This window comes from Bacteroides stercorirosoris, assembly GCF_900142015.1.
In the GTDB taxonomy this organism is placed as follows: Bacteria; Bacteroidota; Bacteroidia; order Bacteroidales; family Bacteroidaceae; genus Bacteroides; species Bacteroides stercorirosoris.
The window spans coordinates 229,673-251,517 of the sequence record NZ_FQZN01000004.1 but is presented as its reverse complement, the minus strand read 5'-3'; the positions used below and the strand labels follow the sequence as shown (position 1 = coordinate 251,517).

Annotated in this window: 11 protein-coding genes; all 11 read right to left on the bottom strand. The window is 44.7% G+C overall.

Annotated features, from left to right (window positions below):
* Positions 1-353 precede the first annotated feature (353 nt).
* Positions 354-1,910 (bottom strand): hypothetical protein, encoded by a 1,557-nt coding sequence (locus BUC01_RS05125; protein WP_025833706.1) that lies wholly within the window; start codon positions 1,908-1,910, stop codon positions 354-356.
* A 12-nt stretch (positions 1,911-1,922) separates the two neighbouring features.
* A complete protein-coding gene (locus BUC01_RS05120) occupies positions 1,923-4,196 on the bottom strand; it encodes a glycosyl hydrolase family 95 catalytic domain-containing protein (protein ID WP_025833704.1) in 2,274 nt (757 codons plus the stop codon).
* A gap of 101 nt (positions 4,197-4,297) precedes the next feature.
* Positions 4,298-6,478, bottom strand: a complete 2,181-nt coding sequence (locus BUC01_RS05115) for a polysaccharide lyase 8 family protein (RefSeq protein WP_073312916.1) — start codon at positions 6,476-6,478, stop codon at positions 4,298-4,300.
* 6 nt (positions 6,479-6,484) lie between these two features.
* Entirely contained in the window at positions 6,485-7,792 is a 1,308-nt protein-coding gene (locus BUC01_RS05110) for a glycoside hydrolase family 88/105 protein (protein ID WP_025833702.1), read from the bottom strand.
* 29 nt (positions 7,793-7,821) lie between these two features.
* Complete coding sequence (locus BUC01_RS05105; RefSeq protein ID WP_025833700.1) at positions 7,822-8,988, bottom strand: alginate lyase family protein; 1,167 nt, start codon at positions 8,986-8,988, stop codon at positions 7,822-7,824.
* A 4-nt stretch (positions 8,989-8,992) separates the two neighbouring features.
* Positions 8,993-11,437 carry a glycoside hydrolase family 2 protein gene (locus BUC01_RS05100; RefSeq protein WP_073312914.1) on the bottom strand — a complete coding sequence of 815 codons (2,445 nt, stop codon included), beginning with the start codon at positions 11,435-11,437 and terminating at the stop codon, positions 8,993-8,995.
* A 20-nt stretch (positions 11,438-11,457) separates the two neighbouring features.
* Entirely contained in the window at positions 11,458-12,681 is a 1,224-nt protein-coding gene (locus tag BUC01_RS05095) for a glycoside hydrolase family protein (RefSeq protein WP_025833698.1), read from the bottom strand.
* Positions 12,682-12,828: 147 nt separating this feature from the next.
* Entirely contained in the window at positions 12,829-16,935 is a 4,107-nt protein-coding gene (locus tag BUC01_RS05090) for a hybrid sensor histidine kinase/response regulator transcription factor (RefSeq protein WP_073312912.1), read from the bottom strand.
* 100 nt (positions 16,936-17,035) lie between these two features.
* Positions 17,036-18,175, bottom strand: coding sequence for a glycoside hydrolase family 88/105 protein (locus tag BUC01_RS05085; protein ID WP_073312911.1), 1,140 nt, complete (start codon positions 18,173-18,175; stop codon positions 17,036-17,038).
* A 281-nt stretch (positions 18,176-18,456) separates the two neighbouring features.
* The gene (ccsB, locus tag BUC01_RS05080) at positions 18,457-20,865 is read right to left on the bottom strand and encodes a c-type cytochrome biogenesis protein CcsB (protein WP_025833696.1); all 2,409 of its coding nucleotides are present in this window, start codon (positions 20,863-20,865) and stop codon (positions 18,457-18,459) included.
* A gap of 7 nt (positions 20,866-20,872) precedes the next feature.
* Entirely contained in the window at positions 20,873-21,616 is a 744-nt protein-coding gene (locus tag BUC01_RS05075) for a DAHP synthetase I family protein (RefSeq protein WP_025833694.1), read from the bottom strand.
* Positions 21,617-21,845: the final 229 nt, after the last annotated feature.

The following is a 21,845-nucleotide window of genomic DNA, read 5'->3' as shown; positions in this document are numbered from 1 at the left end:
AACCGCCATAACAGCGATTTCGATTTGTGTTCTTTCTTTTTCATTAAACTACTTTTTTAAATTAGACTTAAATTAACAAGGGATTTCACCTGGAATTCTTTTTGAGTTTTCATGGTTTGATTGTTTTTACATAATATCAATACATCATTATTTTAAAGTTAAACATCATCATTTTTCCCTCTGCAAACAAACAACAATTTTACGAAATGAGATTTAAAGATTGTATCAAATACTATCAATTATATCTCAAAGTGTTATAATCTGTAAACGGACAAAACAACAACTAACTAATAGTCACTACATTACTTCATATCACAATTTTGCAAGACCAAATTACAAACCTTTTTGAGTACTTATTTAGTAAGTATATGCAAGTCCATATTCTTATGACGGGCCATCAATTGAGCTACATAAAGTGAGCGGGGAAAAACATTCTTTTCATTCTGTCCTTCCCAAACACCATCAGGACGATCTGTAAACACTCCCGGATATTTTTCACCTTTCATACCAAAACTATAGTTATAACCTGATGTCCAAGGACTCTGTACAGCAGCACGCTTTACACGGCAATTCCAAAGAATCTGAGTCACTCCGGCCCAACCATGTCCGCTCCCCATCTTCCCACGATCCTGCACATTGATTTCCCCATCAGTAATCACATTATCATAAAGAGTACCGACCGCCCAACGATGATGAGGCCCTATATCGGCATAGGTTTGCGAAGCCGTACAATTATAAAATACATTCGGACCACATACACGGGCACCCGTCACATAGTCGTGACGTCCTTCCGTACTTTGGCAATTCATGAATAAGTTTTGCTGCCCCCAATTATTAAAAGAATACCGCAGTCCACCGGTAATCAAGGATTTTGTTTCCAGACAACGGCAATCCGTCACTGTCACGTTCTTCGCATTACGCTCACAACTCACAGCCGAGTAGCCGAAATAACGACAGGTAAGATTACGCGCCCAACAATTCTCCACTTTATCAAACTGAACGCCAATCCAACCATGCTGATTATCTTCATAATGTTCAAACTCAGATTCCAAACACATATTAGTTACTCCGACTTCGCTGATGCGTCCTGCAAAAGTATACTTAAAGATCTCACCACCTCCATATTTATCCTCCATCTGCATCACTACCGGATTATCTATAAAGATACGATCACCTTCTATTTTTACAATCTCACGTTCGAAAGAAAGATTGTATTCTTGTGCTGTCCACTGGCGAGTTCCCTTACGCTCAACTATTTGATCCATCTTAATATCATGTATCCAATTATCCGTCCCAGGACGATAGACAATAATGCGGTCACCAACCTTAAAATTCTCTGCGGAGGAAACCTGGAATGAATGAGTTCCTACCGGCACAAAACGATCCGTTATCTTCACTCTTGTTCCGGGCACTTCTTCCATTCTTCCTGCACCTGATACCTGTATCAATGAAAAACGTTGCTTACCAATAGCTAACAGACGGGTTTCATTTATATTATCTCCTTCGCCTGTTAAAATAATTCCACCCGTATTAATGTGAATAGTTCCGTGAACGTGGTATACTCCACGTTTCAACAAGACTGTTCCACGATGACCATCTTTATCCGGGTTCATACGAGACACCTCATCTATTGCATCCTGAATGCGCTGACGACTATCTCCATTTTCTGCCGGATATACTACCTTTGTTACCGGATAATGAGGAATCGATTTATCACCATGATGATATCCCACACGACTAAAATCCGGAATCGTGTTTCCCTGTTTGTCGGGATAATAGACCAATTCTCCCTTTGGACTGACCTGTACATAACTGGATTGCCACCCTGGTGGTAATTTCGTCTGAGCAGATATGCCTACACAAAGCACCACAGCAACGATGCCGCCTACTAATTTCTTCACATTATTCATTCTATTCTTAAATTATGGTTTTGTATATAAACTTAATTCTATTCTCTCACCTACCGCAGTCGGTATCTGTAAATATTCTCCATAAAGTACATCCGTTTTCTTATCTTTCCGCATAAGTAATACCGCCTGTCCTTTCCAGGGATTTTCAATCTTACAAATACGCCCTTTCTCACTAATGACAGTCACCCCTTGAATTTTACCTTGCTTTAAGGTAGATGTAACCAAAAATGCTCCATAAGCTCTCAGGTTTTCAAACGAAGCATCCTTCTCTGAATTCCAATTCGGAAAAACCCGGATAACATCTTCGTAACTTTGCAACAGCATCTCATTTATAGTCAGGGGAACAGCAGCAAAAGTCTCAATACCTCCACCACCTTGCACAATCCAATAGTTGGGATATACATTCATTTCAATACGTTTCTTCAAATAAGATAAAATCTTATCCGAAGGATATCCTACACGCACAGCTCCGGGATAACATGTTTCGATACCGTTATTGGACGTGTTTCCCCAATCATTCGGTTCACGCTGCTTTTCTACCCAATGCGCAACATCATCCAATAAGATAGCGTTGAACCCGGCATCCGTCACCGGCCCAGCAACTCCACCCGGAAGAATCAGACCATGAATAGAAACCCTGTTCAAACCTGATGCTTGCACATCCTTATTCTGAGGTCCTCTCTCCATATTCTTCAAACTTTGGCGCCCGTCTTCAGCGATACCCAACGGATATTCACTCAACTTCTCTAAAATATCTTTCCAACGGGACTGACGCATACGGTCTACAGACAGGAAATCACTCATATCCATCACTCCTTGAAACAGCATACGAACCAGCCCTAAAGAAAGAGTAGAATTAAAGTCACCTAACCTGTTACGCCAAACGCCCCCATTACGTTTATTGGGCATTACCTCATTGAAGTGATCCATACGAATAACATAACGTCCATTTTCTAAAGAGAGATAATCTTCCCAAAAATCAGCACAGGCAACAAGATATGGATATACTTTGCGGGCATACGCTTCATCATACGTACTATAATACCGCATCAGCATATTCCCGACACTGAACACCGCATTTATCTTTTGCCCCAAAAACTTATAGCCACCATCTATTGTGTTTTCACGAGTCGCATATTTATCCAGCATTTCTTCCGGAGTTAACGGCCACATTGCCGTGCATAGCCCTTTCGGACCAATACCTACCGGATAATAAATTCCCCTGCAATTCAACAACTCCTGCGCATGTTTCCTACCGGCTTCCATATAATCCAATAGAGGCTGGTCAAAATTATCCGTCAAGCTAATATGATTGGAAGAAAAAGACGCCCAGTAAGGTGCCTGATAATTATAATTTAAATGATAATCGCCTCCCCATGCAGCCTCATCACGCGTAACAAATGGCCCCCAGATTCCAGGTGCGAACTTACCCTCACGAGAAGAACAAGCAAACAAATATTGAGACTGATAGTAATACTTCTCAAAATAACTATCACCAATATTAATATGAGACTGTTTCCAAAAATTATCCCACCAAGTATGATGTTCTTTTCTCAACTGTCCGATCACTGATTCCGTTACTTTTCCAGCCTCCGTGATTGCCTTCTTTTTCCAATCCGGTGTATCATGATTTGTATAGGCAGATACCACCAGTTGCATTTTCCTTCCGGGTGTAAGAGAGAGTTTATCAGTATTTGAGTTTAAGGCCAGTGCCACATGAGTGGGCCAACGCAATAATTCCGTATTCTCAAATGAACGGCTCACCCACATCACTTTATCAATGCCGTGTGCCGTAATCGAAGTATTCCCCTCGGCAGCCCACAAGCGCAAACGGACAGTTACCGCTTTATCCGACTCCAACTCTATTATCACCTTATTATCCGTTGCCGCAACCCATGCAGATAACTTCAGTTCACAACGGGAAGTTGAGAATTTAGCTGCGATCTCGGCCGAACCAGGCAGTTGTTCTGCATAATACGAAGCTCCCCGGAGTTCGTCTATCGAAATATCCAGTCCGCCCGGCAGTGCAATACCACCAGGATAAACCGGATAAGCCCTCCAAAAGTCATTCTTACCGATATAGAAACAAAGTTTATCAGGAGTACCGCCCATCGTAATACCTATATCTCCGTTACCAGCTAAAGGGGCATCCGGAGTTTTAGTTGTAGGAACGTGTTGGGGCGGAGCAGTAAAGACTGCTTTATAAGCGTCCATTGCAAATTGGGCTTTCACCAAACTGGTACCCAACAATGCCAAACCTAAAAGAAAAGCCTTGTGTGTATTCATAGTCTATCAGTTATTTCTCAGAAACAAAAATAGGCGTATCTTACAAACAAGGCTTGCAATATTATTTCAATCGCTTGGAGAAATGATTCAAAAGATGCTTTTTAACGAATTACAGTCTCTACGGAAGCGGTTTTACCCTTCTCTTTCCCATTTGGCAGAGAAATACGTATCTGTTTATGGTTTAATTCAAGTTCTGCAATATCTTCCCGTTGCGTCGGACTGGCACAACTTATCATGTATCGTCCTTCCCCACTCTCCCGTATCATATAAACTCCGGGAGTCTGAATGTTCAGTGTGATACCCGCCGCAACCGTCAGTTGCACCGGCTTATAAGCAGCTATCCAGCAAGTAGCCTTCTTCTCTGCATAAACAGCCTGTGCAACAGCATCATTACGAAGTATCCGGATATCCGACAAATCAAAAGCAGCTACATTTTTCTTATCTGCCACCGGCAATATCAAATATTGATATGTAGCCTGTTTAGGAGATACACCATGTTTCAGATAAAGGGTAGTGACTTCTCCTTGTACCTCTTCCTGGCGATACATCTGCATCACATCATACCAGCGCCCTGTACGCTTCGCCGTTTCAGCAACCATTTTGTTTCCATTCCCCCATACGATATATCCCGTATTATCATGGAAAAAGCGATGTTCTCCCGCTGTAGCCTCCTGCTTTCCATTTACAACATTCCATTGTCCTTTTTCCCAAGAAAGAAGTTCTCCTTTTTTATGGCATTGTTCTATCGAAGTCGTTACGACAAGATTACTATCTGCCTGTATACCTGCTCCCAAACAAAGAACAAAGTCATCTGTGCAAATCCATGCTTTATGCGCTTTCACTCCGGCACGATTCAACTCCATAACAGTCATACCTTGTTTCTCATCCGAAACAGCCCCGACAAAAGTTCCCTTATTGCGAGGTTGATAACTTTTAATCAACGGCATGGGTGCATCATCCTCAAAAGCCGTCACTCCCGGCAATTTGCGCCAATCCCAAAGAGGAAAAATATCCAGGTATTCTTTACCATCCTTATAAATATAGGTTGCCCCATCCGCCATATAATAGCCTTTCATATTATCTCCATTCATCATTTCCGCACCGATAATACGATCGGAAGCCATTTTTATGGAAGCCATCCAGGAAGGACGCCGATAAACCGTATAGTCCGACTGCCAGAAATGTTTATGCCCCGTCAGTATGTTCTGAGCAGGTGCAGGATAATTATCGCGAAGCAAAGCCGCAGCTACAGCCTTACATGCATCTGATTCACCTCCTCCCAACTCAGAAGCGGCAAATGCAAGACTCAAAGCCTTATGCACAGGTGCATGATGAAACAACTGACGCCCTAAAGCATTCACATCCATCATCCCATTCCAGATTACCCAACGGTAACCTTTATCAATCAAAGTACTCAAAATACCCAACTGCTTATCATCAAAAGCCAAAGAAGTCCCGGAAAACAATCCGGAAAAGAAACTCATTCCGGAGACAAATGAAAGCCCGTAGTTGCCAAATTGCTGCTGAGCTCCGTGCTGATGAAAACACCAGTCATCTTTTATACCTTCTGCCCCACCCGTCACAATTTCAGATGCAATCGTATCGCGTGCCATCTTCACCAATTCATAATCATTCTGCAACAGCGCACGCATCATCACATTTCCGGCAAGCCATACTTTGTTCTGTCCGGTCATTCCAAACTTTGCATTTTCCATTACAGTGATAGCCTTTTGCTTTTCAGCCGGGGTAAGTTTCTCTTCAAACAAAATGAAAGCCGTACCCAGTGTTTTAGGGATACCAATCTGATTGTACCACCAGTTCAGACACACGGGTTTGGCAGTAAACCAATAATCCAATGCTTTATGAATCACCTTTTCTACTTCCTGAGAATGATAATAATCAGTCTGCTTGGAGTTATAAAGTTTCACCAGTTCCAGAATACGTTCCGCATGAAGTTTAGGTTCCCATCCCGAACGTTTTTTATCTTCATAATTAATGTCCGGCCACATACCGGCTGCCGTAAAGGAAGATAGATAGGTTGCTATTTTCTCTAAATCGAAAGGATAACGCTGATGTAATTCCACAACCGCCTGGTCCGAAATTTCTTTTTCCGGCTGAATGGACGAAAGTATGGAGAACAAGCCAAACGGATCTTCACCCGAAGGTACCAACATCCTGGAATAATTCTGCTTGATGCGCACCAATTCACCTGTATTGCCGGCCTGAACAGAAACTGCTGCAAGCAATACCCCCACAATAATCAGACTACGTAAAACTCTCATTCTTATTTATTTTTTCAATTGTTCCGTTTCCATAATAACAGAAGCCCACAATATACCGGCAACTGCCTCTTTCGCATTCAAGATTTTGGGAACAGTAACATATTCTACAAAATTCTTCTTAATCACTACACCGTCACACGCACCTATCACATCCAGCAAACCTCTTTCATTCACCTGTATAAAAGGAAACAAGCTCTTATATCCCCTTTCGGCAACCGGAGCATACTCTTTAGCTTTCAGTAAACCTAATTGAACACCACGCTGAATGGAATATACAAACATCGCAGTTCCGGACGGATCAATAAAATTCAGGGGATTATCTCCTTTATCCACCACCATGAACCAGCCACCGGTTTTCTTATCCTGCACCTCTTTCAGTCCTTTACACATTTTCAAATAAATATCAAGCACCTGCTGATAGTTCTGATGTGTCTTGGGTAACAAAGCAAGCAGTTCCGGAACCACCAAAGCATACCATCCCATTCCTTCACTCCATACCTCCGGCGAAAGTCCCGTAGATTTATCTGCCCACACTGCTTTTTCCGGTTCTGTGGTCCAGGCATGCAATATTAACCCATCCTGACGTTGCAAGTGGCGGGCGGCAGCGATAATATTCCTGCATGTCACATCATAGCAATAGTCTGCTTCCCCCACATATTGCGCACAACGTATCAGGAACATCTGCATCATAAATACACCGTCAATCCACATATTAGGACTACGGTTCCCATGCCAGAACTGTCCGTCCGAACTGGGATACTTATCAACAGCTTTCAATATCTGTAAGGCCGCCTTCTTATATTTTTCATCACCAGTACGCCCATACAGAGTACAAAACGCTGAACCGGTCATGAAATTATCAAGATTGGTCAATCCGCCCCCTTTGTAATTTCCATCTCCATCTACGAAATGATTTATATACTCTTTCATGTACTCCTGATATTTGCCATCGCCGGTCAATTGTCCCAGACGGTCCATTGCCTCAAACATATATCCCTGCACATAGGTATAATCTTTCCAGTAAGCCATCCGGTAATCCGGATATCTTGCCATCACCGTCTCAGACAAAGGAAGTGCCAGTCGTTCCGGAGTAATTCCGGGGGTATATTCTAATTTTGCACCAGGCACACCCTGAGAAGTAGTCCGCCGATAACGGGTAGTGGTTTCCTGAGTAACCAACATCGTGACCTCCCCTTCCACCACCATACCCGTAGTACGCTGATTCATTTCCCTGTTTTGTGCCATTGCAGGAAATACCGTGCCCAACCCACACAGTACATAAACTCCCGCTATTATCTTCCGAATCTGTTTCATAGTTTAAATATAAAGCCAATTATGTGTTTCTATATCCAAATCAATGGATTACGTACAGGCAGATTACGCACCACTTCATCCGTCACCGGAAAATGTTCCAGATGAGCCCACGTAGACAACCAGTTTTCATTATTCGTTTGCAAAGCTCCGAACAACAGGAAAGGATGGGCTACCGGCCATTCATCCCAGTACATCACATCTTTCGGATAAATCCAGCTTTCTTTATCAAGCACATAAGGATAGACAAAATTAATACCTTTTTCCATATTCTTGCTTCCCTCTGCCGTATAAGTCCATAAATTATCATTTTTATCCGAGAGTGTCTGACATATCGTTGCCATTGCATCCAGATTAAAAAGAGAATAACCATAAGGTTTTGTACGCGCAGTTTCTAAAGGAAAACTGCCGTCCTCAGCCATCTGTTTAGGCAATAATATTTCCTTATAACGCTTCTTACAGTAATCCAGCATGTCCTTATCACCTACATAACGGGCAAACACAGCGGCCTGCATCACCCAGCAGGTACCATGATTATTCTTTGCGTTCATCTCGTCTATGCCATATTGGTGTGTGGACATCCATTTCAGATAATCGGCAAACCAGCGTTTGGTAGACTTTATATCATTTTCAGAAAGCACTCCCAGTTTTTCCAACTGATATAAAGACTGGGCCACTTCCATAAGATGTATCGTATCAATAATACCGATACCCCGGCCAGTGGTGATTCCCTTAATAGCCTGTGCATACAGCAAATTAGGATTCATCCGCGTCGGCTCATTCACAAACCAGGCACGCACGTGTGCCAGTACTGCATCTACATATTTCTCATCCTGCACCAGCAAATATGCGGAAGTCAGATTACCCACAATCGAACTGAAACGTATCATTGCATGACGATGAGCCACAAAATTATCCGGATTAGTCTGACCATCCCGACGGATATAAGGTCCATCAGGATTCAGCGTATCCGGCCACCAATAATCACCCTCCGAATAGAAGTCGTGTACATCTCCCGCACTACGCTCTGCTATGAAAGCAGTAACCGTTACCGGTTCTTCCTTCAGATTCGCAGCAGCACGTTCCAGTATCCCTTGTTTCAAAACACTCTTCACATAGTCCTTACCACCTTTGTCCGATGTACACGAAACAACCAGTAAAGCACATATCCCTAAAAATAAAACGCCTACCTTTTTCATAATTTTACTGTACCGTTATAAATGAAGTTCTGACCTTATCAGCTTTCACCGCCACACACGAAGTGCCGTTTTGTGTCCGGACCCGAATCTGTGCCCGTCCGTTGCGTGCCTGTACCTTACGCGAGCCTGTTACAGTTCCCTGATTCTGTATCAATTCCCCGTCACCGGCAATATCGAAATACACAAAAATCCTGGAATCAAGGCATCTGACGCCATTGGCATCTACCAATTGTGCCTCTATTTCAACAGTGCCGTCTTCGCGGGGTGTAGAAGTTACTTTGAACGCATGTTCCTTTCCCCATTTCTCGGTCTGATATTCAAAACTCAATTCATCCGAAAGAGCCTCTTTACCTACAGACACGGCACGAAGCGCATTCTGACCTTTGACAAGTTTTACATTCCATCGCAAACCGGCAGCAGGAAAATCCTGGCTATTACGCTTACGCACTCCCTGGCTTTGCCCATTCACAAACAATTCCACTGCCGGACAATTTGAATAGACCAGAATTTCTTTTTCTTCATCAGCATCTCCCCATCTTACGGGCCAACTATGTCCGTAGATATGAAGCATCGGCTTTTGTGTCCAGTAAGATTGGAACACATAATAGCTTTCTTTCTTTGTAAAGTCCCGTTCTACCACTCCTTTCTGATTCATATACGGCACTGGATTATCCGGACGCACCGGAGTGGAAAAATCTTTAAACGGCCAGTAAGCGGCACCTGTCAGCCACGGCATTGTTTCCTGTTCCTTCAGATGCCAGTCTATCAGTTTCACAATATAACTTTCCGACCAATCCCCCTTCTTCAATACCAAAGCCGAACCGTTCAGAGCAGCATCCCCATCACTTTCTCCTTCTTTGCGTATAGGAGCGGTAGCCTCTGCGTGACGCCCTGCATGACTATCCCCGCCCCACTCTACATGCAAAAAATGTTTCACTTTTTCCATCTCTTCCCTGGACATTTTCTGATAATCCGTATAGACACCGCGATACCAACCCGACCAGATAGAAGGAGAATATACATCTACAATATCACTACAGAAAGCGCAACGGCGGATAGCCGTCTTACGTCCAGCATCAAGATGGTGGGACAAAGTATTCAGTTCACTCATCAGACTCCGTATTTCACGCTGTTCAAACTCAGGAAAATCATTCGGCCAGTCGTTTTCATTGCCTAATCCCCATATAATCACCGAAGGATGATTATAGTGTTGAGTAATCATATTCGTCAGCATCCTTTTAGCCTGCCCGCGATAGTTCTCATCACCGACTCCGCCACGACACCAGGGAATTTCCTCCCAGACCAGAATGCCCAGTTCATCACAGAGATTCAGAATGATTTCAGACTGCTGATAATGTCCCAGACGAATGAAATTCACTCCCATCTCCTTCATCATCTTCATTTCCTGTATCATTTGCTCCTCAGTCATGGCAGCAGCCACGCCTGCATGATCTTCATGCCGGTGCGTACCTCTCAGCAGCAGACGTCTTCCATTCAGCATGAAAGGGCCTTTTTCGATGAATTCAAACGAACGGAAACCGAAACGTTCACTTGCTGTCATTTTCTGTCCGTTGGACGTTACAGTAACTTCGCAAGTATATAATGCAGGATTGTCCACATCCCAAAGCTGGGGTTTATCCATTTGAACGTCCAAGAGGGCTAAATCCCCCAATGGAGTTATTTTATCAAGAGTCCGCGTGGATACCACGTCCCCTTTAGCATTTCTCACAGTTACCTCTACCGATGCCTCACGCACGTCAGCAGGATTATAAAACGTACCGGATACTTTTAACGCACCTTTCTTCATCTTGGCATCCAGCACCGGCTCCACCCGAAGGGAAGCAACGGACACTTCCGGCAAGTACACCAGATTCAGATAGCGGTAAATTCCGCCATACAAATTGAAGTCCGACAAATCCGAAGGAATCATTTCGGCATCCCGCGTATTGTCACAACGAATGCTCAAAGGTACTTCACCTCCAAAGCGTTCAGCCTCCTTACTCGAAAGAAATGCCTGCACCGCATCCGTTATGTCCACGTTCCAACTGTCATATCCACCGATATGGCTACCAACTTTAGTCATGTAGATATATACATCCGTTTTCTGGCCTGCTCCCTCAAATTCCAGAATAATCCGTCCGTTGGAGTATGGATTATTCAGTTTCAGACGAGTCTTATACCAACCCGGCCCCTGATAATAATTCAAGTCCGGGTCAACTGCATCCTCCGCATTAAAACAGTGGGGCAGAGTAACCTTTGTCCATATAGGCTGTTCTTCCGGCTGTCCTTTCTTCACGGGGCGAACCAGTTCCCAGATGTTCCCTACATCCTGACGGAGGAATTCCCAATTATCCGTCAACCGAATCTTATTATCCGCTACAGGTACTTTCGCCTGGAAAGTACCTGCAACGAAACAAGCTATCACCAACAATAAAATAAAACGTTTCATGCCTATTGGTTTTTCATGGTTTACAAAATAGCCGTACCTTCCTTCTCAAGTTTAGCTTTCTTAAGCAAAGCCTCCAGGAAGTAATAGTCAGCATAAACCAAAGGCACATCTCTTTCAAAATTATGTGCGCCGGTACTGTGCAGCAGCAGGAAGCCACGGTCACCTTCCAAACGGGCACGATAATTCTTACTTAAACTTTCAACAATAGTATCCGCCCATTTCTTATATTGCGCCGATTTCTCCGTATTATACATAGACAGTTCGTACATGGCACAAGCCATTACCGCAGCGGCAGAAGCATCACGAGGTTCATTCGGGATGCCCGGAGCGTCAAAGTCCCAGTAAGCCACCATATCTTCCGGCATGGTAGGATTGGTGAAAATGTAATTAGCTATATTTTCAGCCTGCGATAAGAATTCGGGCAACTTCGTTTCACGGTAACACATGGTATAGCCATACAATCCCCATGCCTGCCCTCTCGACCAAGCCGACTCATGATTATATCCCTGATGTGTATGTTTATGAAGCACTTCTCCGGTAATCGTATCATAATCCACCACATGATAAGAACTGTAGTTATCACGGAAATGGTTCTTCATCGTAGTGCGGGCATGCGTATTTGCAATGTTGTAGTATACCGAATCACCCGTTTCCTTAAATGCCCAATACAACAATTCAAGATTCATCATATTGTCAATGATAACCGGGCATTGCCACTTATCACGGCTATGATCCCACGAACGGATGCAACCGATAGTCGGTTTATAGCGAGTGATTAACGTTGCGGCAGATTCCAACAGAATATCCTTATAAGTTGCATCATGAGTCAGACGGTAGCCATTACCAAAGCTACAATACATTTTGAATCCCATATCGTGTGTGCCACCATTGGTCTTCTGATTTTCTATATTGGCAGTGAATTCCTGTGCCTGCTTCTTCCAGAAATCATCCTGCGTATATTCATACATATACCATAATTCACCGGGGAAGAAACCACTGGTCCAATCTCTCGATGCCACCAGGCGCAGAGTTCCGTCATCCTCTATCGTACGGGGAGAAACAGGCTTTTTCTTCAACTGCTCTTCCGGCATGCTGGCTTTGGCAGAGTCTACCTGCGTAAACGCATATTTCAACTGCTGTCCGGCAAAATCAAAACTGTCTTTTACGACATCTACTTCTTTTGTCGCTTGGCTACATGCTCCACATACGACCAATAACGATACTAATCCTGTTTTAAATTTCATAATAGTTACTTTCACTAATGTTTATATTGGTTTTATACAATCTCTCTATAAAAAGATTGCGCTAAGATAGGCGATTTATCTTAGCGCAACTTTCAATATTGTCTTATTCATTTGGAATTCTATTCCAAGCAGTATATAAAACAGAAACTACTTGGGAGTTTCCCGCTTTTCATTATGCCTTTGTACCCATTCTGAAGGTGAATAGCCATAAAACGACTTGAAACAGTTGGTGAAATAAGCATGACTGTTGAAACCTGTATAAACAGATATTTCCGAAACCGTATAACTGGACTCCAACAAAAGTTTGGCCGCTATTTCCAGACGTTTATTACGTATCAACTCCGTCGGTGAGAGTTCTGTCACCGCTTTCAGTTTCCGGTACAGGTTGGCACGGCTCAGACCTAACTCCTGGCTCAGTAAATCTACCCCCAATTCAGGATTCGAGATATTCTTTTCGATAATCTCAAAGAAGTTCTGGGTAAAACGGTCGTCACCCGAAACGATTTCAATACCCATTGCCTCCGGCGAGAATTTCTTTCCGTACAGCTTCTTCAACTTTTCACGAGACTCCAAAAGGTTGTTGATACGGCAAATCAACACATCCATGCTGAAAGGCTTCACAATATAATCATCGGCGCCTACCGAGAATCCTTCCTTAATGTGCACCACCATAGACTTGGCAGTCATCAGCACCACCGGAATATGCCCCAGCTGCAAGTCCTGCTTCACACGCGAGCACAGCTCCAGTCCATCCATCTGAGGCATCATGATATCGCTCAGTATCAAATCCGGATATTTCTCCAAAGCCAAATCCAAAGCCGATTTTCCATTATCCACATCCAACACATAGAAGTAGGGTTCCAGACATTCTTTGACGTATGTCCGCACCTCATCATTATCTTCCGCCAGAAGCACCGTCCATTTCTTTTCAATATCAAAACGCATTTCATGAGCGGATGGAATCACATCTTCCACCACCTGCCCGTCTTCTTCCTCCACCAACTGGCTGGCATCATACGCATTGCTGCTGATAGGAATATACACTTCGAAAATCGTACCGGTAGGCTGATTATGAGATACGGTAATAGCCCCCCCGTGCAGATGCACAATAGAACGTGTCAAACTCAATCCAATACCCGTACCGACATTCTCTTTGTTATTATCTTCCCCCTGATAGAAAGGAGCGAAAATATTCTTTACCTCATCTTCGGAAATGCCTTTGCCGGAATCTGCCACGGAGAAACAGGCAAACTTGGTATCCGCAGGCAATGCCTTTAATTCTGTCTGCTGTTCCGGAGACAAATCAGCGAAAGTACATTTGGATAAGGAGAACACCACTTTGCCATTATCCGGAGTAAACTTCATTGCATTGGACAGCAAATTGAAAATCACTTTCTCAATGATAGATTTATCGAACCATGCCGACAGTCTCTCCTCTTTCTTCTCAAAAGTAAAATCAATGGATTTCCTTGCCGCCAGATGATTGAAAGCATAGTAAATCTCTTGCATGAACGGATTCATATCCGTTTTAGTGATGTTCAGTTTCAGTTTGCCTTCCTGATTCTTACGCAAGTCCATCAACTGGTTCACGAGCAACAACAGTCGCTGGGCATTACTGAATATCAGAGTCAGCTTATTCCTCACACTGGAAGAGAATTCCTGCATGGACACCAATTCCTGTAAAGGTGCAATAATCAGTGTAAGCGGAGTGCGGAGCTCATGCGAGAAATTGGTAAACATACGTATCTTCGCCTGGTGGAATTCCTCCAACTGCAATTTCTCTTTCTGCTTGAACTGCAATTCACGCTCCAGCTTCTGCTTCTTCGATATATAATACATGATAAGCGTCATTATAAACACGAAAGCCACGGCATAGAACAAATAAGCATACCAGGTTTTCCACAAAGGCGGATGTACGGTGATACGTATCTTGCGCGTCTGCTGACTCCATACTCCGTCGTTATTCGAGGCTTTCACTTCAAACACATACGTTCCCGGACTCAGGTTCGTGTAGTAAGCTTCCCGACGATTGCCGATATAGTTCCAGTCCTTATCATATCCTTTCAGGAAAGTAGCATACTGATTCTGACGGGCAAATACGAAATTCAAGGCACAATAGCTAATCGAAATATTATTCTGATTATAAGCCAACTCTATCTCTTCCATATCATCCAATACGGAATTCAATATACGCGTATTATCTTCCGGCTCAATCACATGATTGTTTACAACCAATTTTGTGAACACTACCGGCGGCACGTAGGAGTTCAGTTGCAGTTCCTGCGGATTGAAGGTCACAAAACCATTGTTCCCGCTAAAGCAAATCTCACCATTCGGCAACAGCAAACCGCTATGGGGAGTAAACTCGTAGACGCCGATACCATTGAGAGAATTATAATTGGTAAACTCTTCCGTCTTGAGATTATATTTGGAGATGCCGTTACTTGCACTGATCCATAGGTTGTTTTCATTATCCTCCACAATGGTACAAACATCATTCTCTATCAAGCCCTGTTCCTTAGTCACAGTCTTTATGATTCCTTTTTCTTCGTCATACAGGGCTATGCCACCACCGAATGTACCGATCCAGATACGGCCGGAACTATCGCGCACAATACTCGTCACATAATTGTTAAGCAACCGGTTAGGTTCTTTTTCATCCGTATCATAATAAACCGCTTCCCCCTTATTCAAATCATACTTTATCAAACCATCGTTGCGGCTGCCAATCAGCACCACTCCATCCCGTAACTTCAGGATGCAGCGCGAACTGGCAAACAGGCAACTATCTTTCCCGCCATTGACCGGAAAATGAGTTTGCATCTCTTTCTTATCCGACAGGCGCATGACACCCATACGTGAATCGGAAGAGACAACCCACAGACTGTTATCCTTGTCGCGAAGCATGGAGTAAATGGACATATCCCTCGGAAGCTGATAATACAATGTGTATTTCTTGGTACAGGTGTTGAAGTGATAGATAGCTCCCTTATTCGTCCCGCACCACAGCACATCACCTTCCAGCAAAAGCCCTTTTATGATATTCTGGCTATATTGCAGTTTGGAGGCATTATCTATCGGATAATAAGCGTATTGCCTGTTCCCCAGGTTATAGTCGAGCAATCCCCTGCCCTCCGTCGCCATATACAGACAACCGTCAGGAGAAGCGATCATACAACCATATATGCCGAACAAAGCATCAAATATCGTAGCCGGGTCATGAAAATCAAAGCGGTTATTGAAGCGGCTGGAATAACTTACCCCGCCGGAATACATACCCACCCATACCGTCTGGCTCCTGTCTACAAATAAAGAATAAATGGAGAAATGACTCAAGTTTCCTTTTTCAAGCGAGGCATCCGTATGCTTCCAGAAAGAATGGGTGGAAAGGTCTATCGTATACAGTCCGTCGAACGTACCGACCAGTAACATCCCGTGCAACTCCGATATGGCCCGGACACTGTTACTCGTCAAAATACTGTTCCCCTTATGATAAGTCACGATTTCCTCTTTTTCAAAGTTGATACGATACAAGCCACTGAGTCCGCTTCCCACCCATAAGGTTCCGTTAGAATCTTCGTAAATGGTAGAGATGCTGTTGCCAAGCAGACGAAGTCCCTGTGTCCGGGTAGTCAGCTGCCTCTGCACCTTCATATTCATATCGCAGACGAACAATCCTTTCGTGGAAGTCCCTATCAGCATCTGCTGATGCTTGGTTTCGTAAATCACGGAGATAAATTCATCTTTAATCTTCCCGTTCAGGTCGATGCGCTGAAAGACGTCCATGGCCGGAATGTAGAGGTACAGCCCTTTGGTTGTTCCCACCCAAAGGCGGTTACGGGAGTCTACGGTCAGACTGCGTACTTCGCTTTTGGCAAAAGCTCCGTAACGTTCATCAACAAAAGGGGTGATACGGTTGGTCTTTAAGTCGAGCTTGTTTAAACCGCGTGCCGTACCAACCCACAAATTCCGGTCATTATCTTCGGCTAAAGCCCAGATGTGGTTATCACTCAACGACAGAGAGTCCTTCGGATCGTGCTTGTATATCACAAATTCGCTTCCGTCATAACGGTTCAACCCGTTGCGCGTACCGAACCAGATGAACCCTTTTGTATCCTGGAATATTCTAAGCACGGAAATCTGAGACAAACCATCTTTCAGATTCAGGTTCGAAAAATAGAAGTTCTCATTATTCTGTGCTGAAATCTTCAAAGTCGCCAATAAGACAATTAGCAAACAAATATATTTTCTCATAGGTCAAAACGTGTTTTCATTGTATTATCCTCAAAACAAAGATATACCATTTTTCCATTTCCCCCAAATAATCCCGGGGTATCTTCTTCTTAATATAGGCTTATTCCGTCAGCAGCTCCGTGGCGCACCACAACAGTGGGGCGTGGGCATGCAAATCACCCGTAATCTGCTTACGGTTCATATAATGGTTCTTATCATTCTTTATATTGGTCCCTTCGCAAACGTTCGTCACTTCGTCATCGGCATTTATATAAGAAACCAGCGCCAGCCATCCTTTCATTGCGGCAGGAGCATACTTCTTCTTGTCCAACCAACCGTGTTTCACTCCCACCAGCATGGCATACGTGAACATGGCCGTACCGGAAGTTTCTTTATAAGATGCCGGTTCGTCAATCAACTGGTGCCACATTCCATCAGCGTTCTGATGTTTCAACAAAGTAGCCATCATCTTTTTATAAGCCTTCATTATAGCCGTACGGTTGGGATTATCTTCCGGAAGCACCGAAAGCAGGCGTGACATGCCCGCAGCCATCCAACCATTACCGCGCGCCCAGAAGAACGGCGCCGTAGGAGCATGATAGAAAAGCCCGTTCGGACGTTGTATTTTCTCCAGATACATCACCATCTCGGCAGCGGCACGGTCGATATATTTCCGGTCGCCCGTAGCCAGGAATGCCTGCGACTGGATAGTGGTAATCATAAACATATCATCAATCCATACACGCGTCTGCCACGAATAGCCCTGTTCGGCATATTCTTTCTGTTCCGGTTTGGCATCGGCAGGAACTTCCCATTGGGTATCGGCATACTTCATCCCCAGATCAAAGTATTTCCGGTCGCCCAACTTCTGCATATATATTTCCAGAGGAACAGCCCCAACAACGTTATAGTCCACATGTACCATGCGGGGAAGCATATTCTTTTCGGTAGTGAACAAGGGCTCGAAACGTTCTTTCAACCGCTGCTGCATTTCACTGTCTTTCACCGCCTGACTGAACCACAAAGCCCCCAGCCAGGTACAGGCATCCGGATATGTGACATAATTGGGTGCTTTCTCGGCACGCGGGTTGCCAAAACGAGTATGGGGAGTTACGAGAAACTTATTAACGATACGTGTGCCTATAACTTTGGGATCGGCATTTTCCATGCGTTTTTCCAATCCTGCTTTCTGGGCATTCATCGTACCACACCAGCCTAAAAAGGCGGCAAATAGAATTAATAAAGCATTGTTTGTCTTCATTTCATAGCATTGTTAGCAGATTAATAACTAAGGCAAATGTAGGGAATTTGCCCCGTAGCAGTTTGAAAGATTGTTTCAAATGCTTGAACTATTAGCTCAAAATAGAAGATACGAGGCTTTTCATTAAAGGCTTTACGCTTTATCTTTAAAAGATACAGTTACCAACATGGGGGTGTCGGGAGTACTTACATGGGGGTGTTGGTAATACCAACATGGGGATGTTAGTACGACCAACACCCCCATGTTGGGAAGAGTATCTTTTAAGGATTATGAGATTATCATTAAACCTGCTCTCTGTGCTGTTTATATCCGGCGTATACTATCAGCGCAAAAGCGCAGGCATAGGTAATGAATATCGCGGCCAGTCCCGGCGGAGTATCACCTCCACCATAAGAATGGAGCCCGGACAGATAGTAGTTTACACCAAAATACGTCATCAGCACCGAAGCCAGTCCCAACACGGACATCACACTGAAAGCGTAGTCCGAACGGAGAGCAGGCAGAAAACGGGCATGCAGGATGAAAGCATAAACCACCATCGTGATCAATGCCCACGTTTCTTTCGGGTCCCATCCCCAGTAGCGCCCCCATGATTCATTGGCCCAGACAGCACCCAGAAAAATTCCTGCCGTCAGCAGATAAAGTCCGATGTGCAAAGACATTTCATTAATAATGCGGAGTTCCCGGATATGTGGTTGCAACAAAACCACCTTCGACGGATTACTTGTACCCATAAAAGCAAGCGTGAGCAGTCCGAGCAGAAAACTGATGCCAAAGAATCCGTAACTTGCCGTAATCACCGCCACGTGTATCATCAGCCAATAGGACTTCAGAACCGGAACCAGTGGTGTGATTTCGGGATCCATAAAGTTAAGGTTGGCCACAAATAGGATGATGCCTGCAAAGAAAGCCGCCAAAGCCAGCGTCATGGAAGAACGTTTGATAAATAAAAGTCCCGCCAAAGCGGTTGCCCAGGCAACGTATATCATCGACTCGTAAGCATTGGCCCAGGGAGCACGTCCCGATATGTACCAGCGGATAGCAATTCCGGAAGTATGCAGCAAGAATATCAGAACCACCAGCATGACTAATGGAATGATAACGAACCTGAACCAGCGTTTGGGTTTCAATAATCGCCATACAACGAAAATCAGTAACAGCAGCCCCACAGCCATATATCCCATAGCCGACCAGAAGAACAGTTGCGCTTTGTTATAAAACAGTTCCCAAGCCACTTGCTTTTTCGTCAATAAGGGTGTTGCACTCTGCTTCTGCTGATACACATTCATCATGGAAAGAACTTCCTGCGCACTCCCCCAGTCACCCGTCCGCAAGGCATCAACAGCTTCACCCAGATACCAGGGCATGATTTTAGAAACAAACAGGGAGTCTCTTCCGGAGAACACGCTCAAATCATCTCCGGGCGAATACCACTTCCCGCCCGTATCTCCGGGAAGCGGGAACAGCGCAAGCATCTTTCCTTGTTGGAGGGAATATAATATATTCACCTTTTCATCTAGTTTCAGCAGATCCTTTTCCATCCGCGAACGTTCGGCAGCAGGACGGGAATAGGCTTTATCCACCGCATCCGCTATCAGATACCTGCCGCCCTCATCAAAGACGTCGAGGAAGCGCAGATATTTGCCTTCGGGCAGAGAATACGCCTGCTGCAACTCTTTATTTGTCTGACGGATAAAGGGTACGTTGCCCCAATAAGCCGGATTCATCAGAAAACCGATGATAACTTGTTCGGAGGTGAGGCCTTCGAAAGAATTACTCCGGTAGATTTTACGTAATAGTTTATCGGTATAAGTATCCAGCGGTTCAATGCGCCCCGTAGGACATTGCACCTGCAAGCGTCCCCACTGTTCGGCCTGTTCCACGGGGATGGTGCTCTTCAGCAAAAGTTCCGTATCGGCTTTTTGGGCAAACGAAACGGCAGGAATAAAAGCCAGCAGGAGAATAGGCGCCGTATGCTTCAGTTGCTTCGCCAATTGCCGGAAGCGGGATTTCCTGTCAGCCAGGGTCAGCAGCATACCGGCAAGTAGAAACAAATATCCGGCATACGTTATAGCCGTACCTATCCTGTCATTATTCACCGTTAACACGGTCCCCTGTTCATCCGAATCGTAGGAGGACTGGTAGAGACGGTATCCTTGTTCATAAATCACTTTATTCATGTAGATGTGCTCGCTCCGTTCGCCCTCATCCGTGCAGATGGTCAGGAAGCTCTCGAAAGAAGAAGGACTGTGGGAACCGGGATAGCGGACCAGCTTAAAATCATCCAGACGGATGGAGAAAGGTAACGGACGGGCGTCGTCTTCCGTTGTACGCATATGCGACGCAGTCTCCCCTTCCCTGATGTGTACAATGCCCTCAAAACCGAAGATGTTGGTAACCAACGCACCCAGCAATATCACGATGAAAGAAATATGCAAGAGCAATACTCCATACTTGCGTTGCTTCCACAGGCGCCCCTGCCAGGCTATGGCGCAGAAGTTAAGAACCAGCAATAACTGTAACAGATAGAAAAGCGGATTGTTATAAATCACTTCTCTCGCCATTGCCGTGCCCTGTGACTTCTCGACGAAGGTGGCGGCTGCCAGCAATATCATATAGTGTATCAGCAATACCAGCGTAATCTTCCACGAGGTGAACATCACTTTCAGGAGGGAGCGTACTTTTTCCATGCTTACATCATTCAATTGAGACATTCAGTGTTTTCAATAACTCTGCCAATGCCGACGGCGTCAACTGCTGGGCTGCATCGGACAGAGCTTCCTGCGGACAACAATGAGACTCGATGAAGAGTCCGTCCGCATGCAAAGATATAGCTTTCCCGCAAATAGCAGCCAATAGTTCACGTTTTCCACCGATATGGCTCGGATCGCAATAGAAAGGTAATTCCGGAAAATGAGTATGAAAACGTTCCGCCAGCTCCCAAAGAGGGGCATTACGGTATGGAGAACTGTCTACCGTACAAAATCCGCGATGAATGATACGTACATCTTTCAATCCCGCCTGCTGAAGGCGTTCTACCGCACCAATCCATAATTCGACATCGGGACATACCGGATTCTTCACCCACACCGGAATGTCACATCCGCGCAGGGCTTCCGCCAATTCGTGCATCATGAAAGGATTGACCGTTGTGCGGGCACCCAACCATATCATGTCGAGACCGGCTTTCAACACAGCTTCCACATGACAGGGAAGCGCTACTTCGGTCATAACCCGAAGTCCCAGTTCCTGTTGTACTTCACGCATCCAGTCCAGTCCTTCCTCACCCACTCCCTCAAATGTCCCGCAACGCGAACGGGGTTTCCACAGGCCGGCACGCAATGTGCCTACACCTATCTCTTTCAATCCCCTTGCCGTTTCCAACATCTGTGTACGACTTTCCGCACTACACGGACCAGCTACTAAACCTATAGTTTTCATATTATAATAGTTACGAGTGACAAGATACAAGTGACGAGCTACAAGATACAGGCTACAAGTTATAAACTACGGGCTATAAGCTACAGGCTACCAGTACCTTTCGGCATAGTAACCGAAGTATCTCAATTCTCCTCCTCTTGGGAGGAGGGGAATGAAGATAGTTCTATTCGTAAGTAACACGCCGAAAGGCGCCCGTAGCTAGTAGCTTGTAACTGTCTTAGCTTGTAGC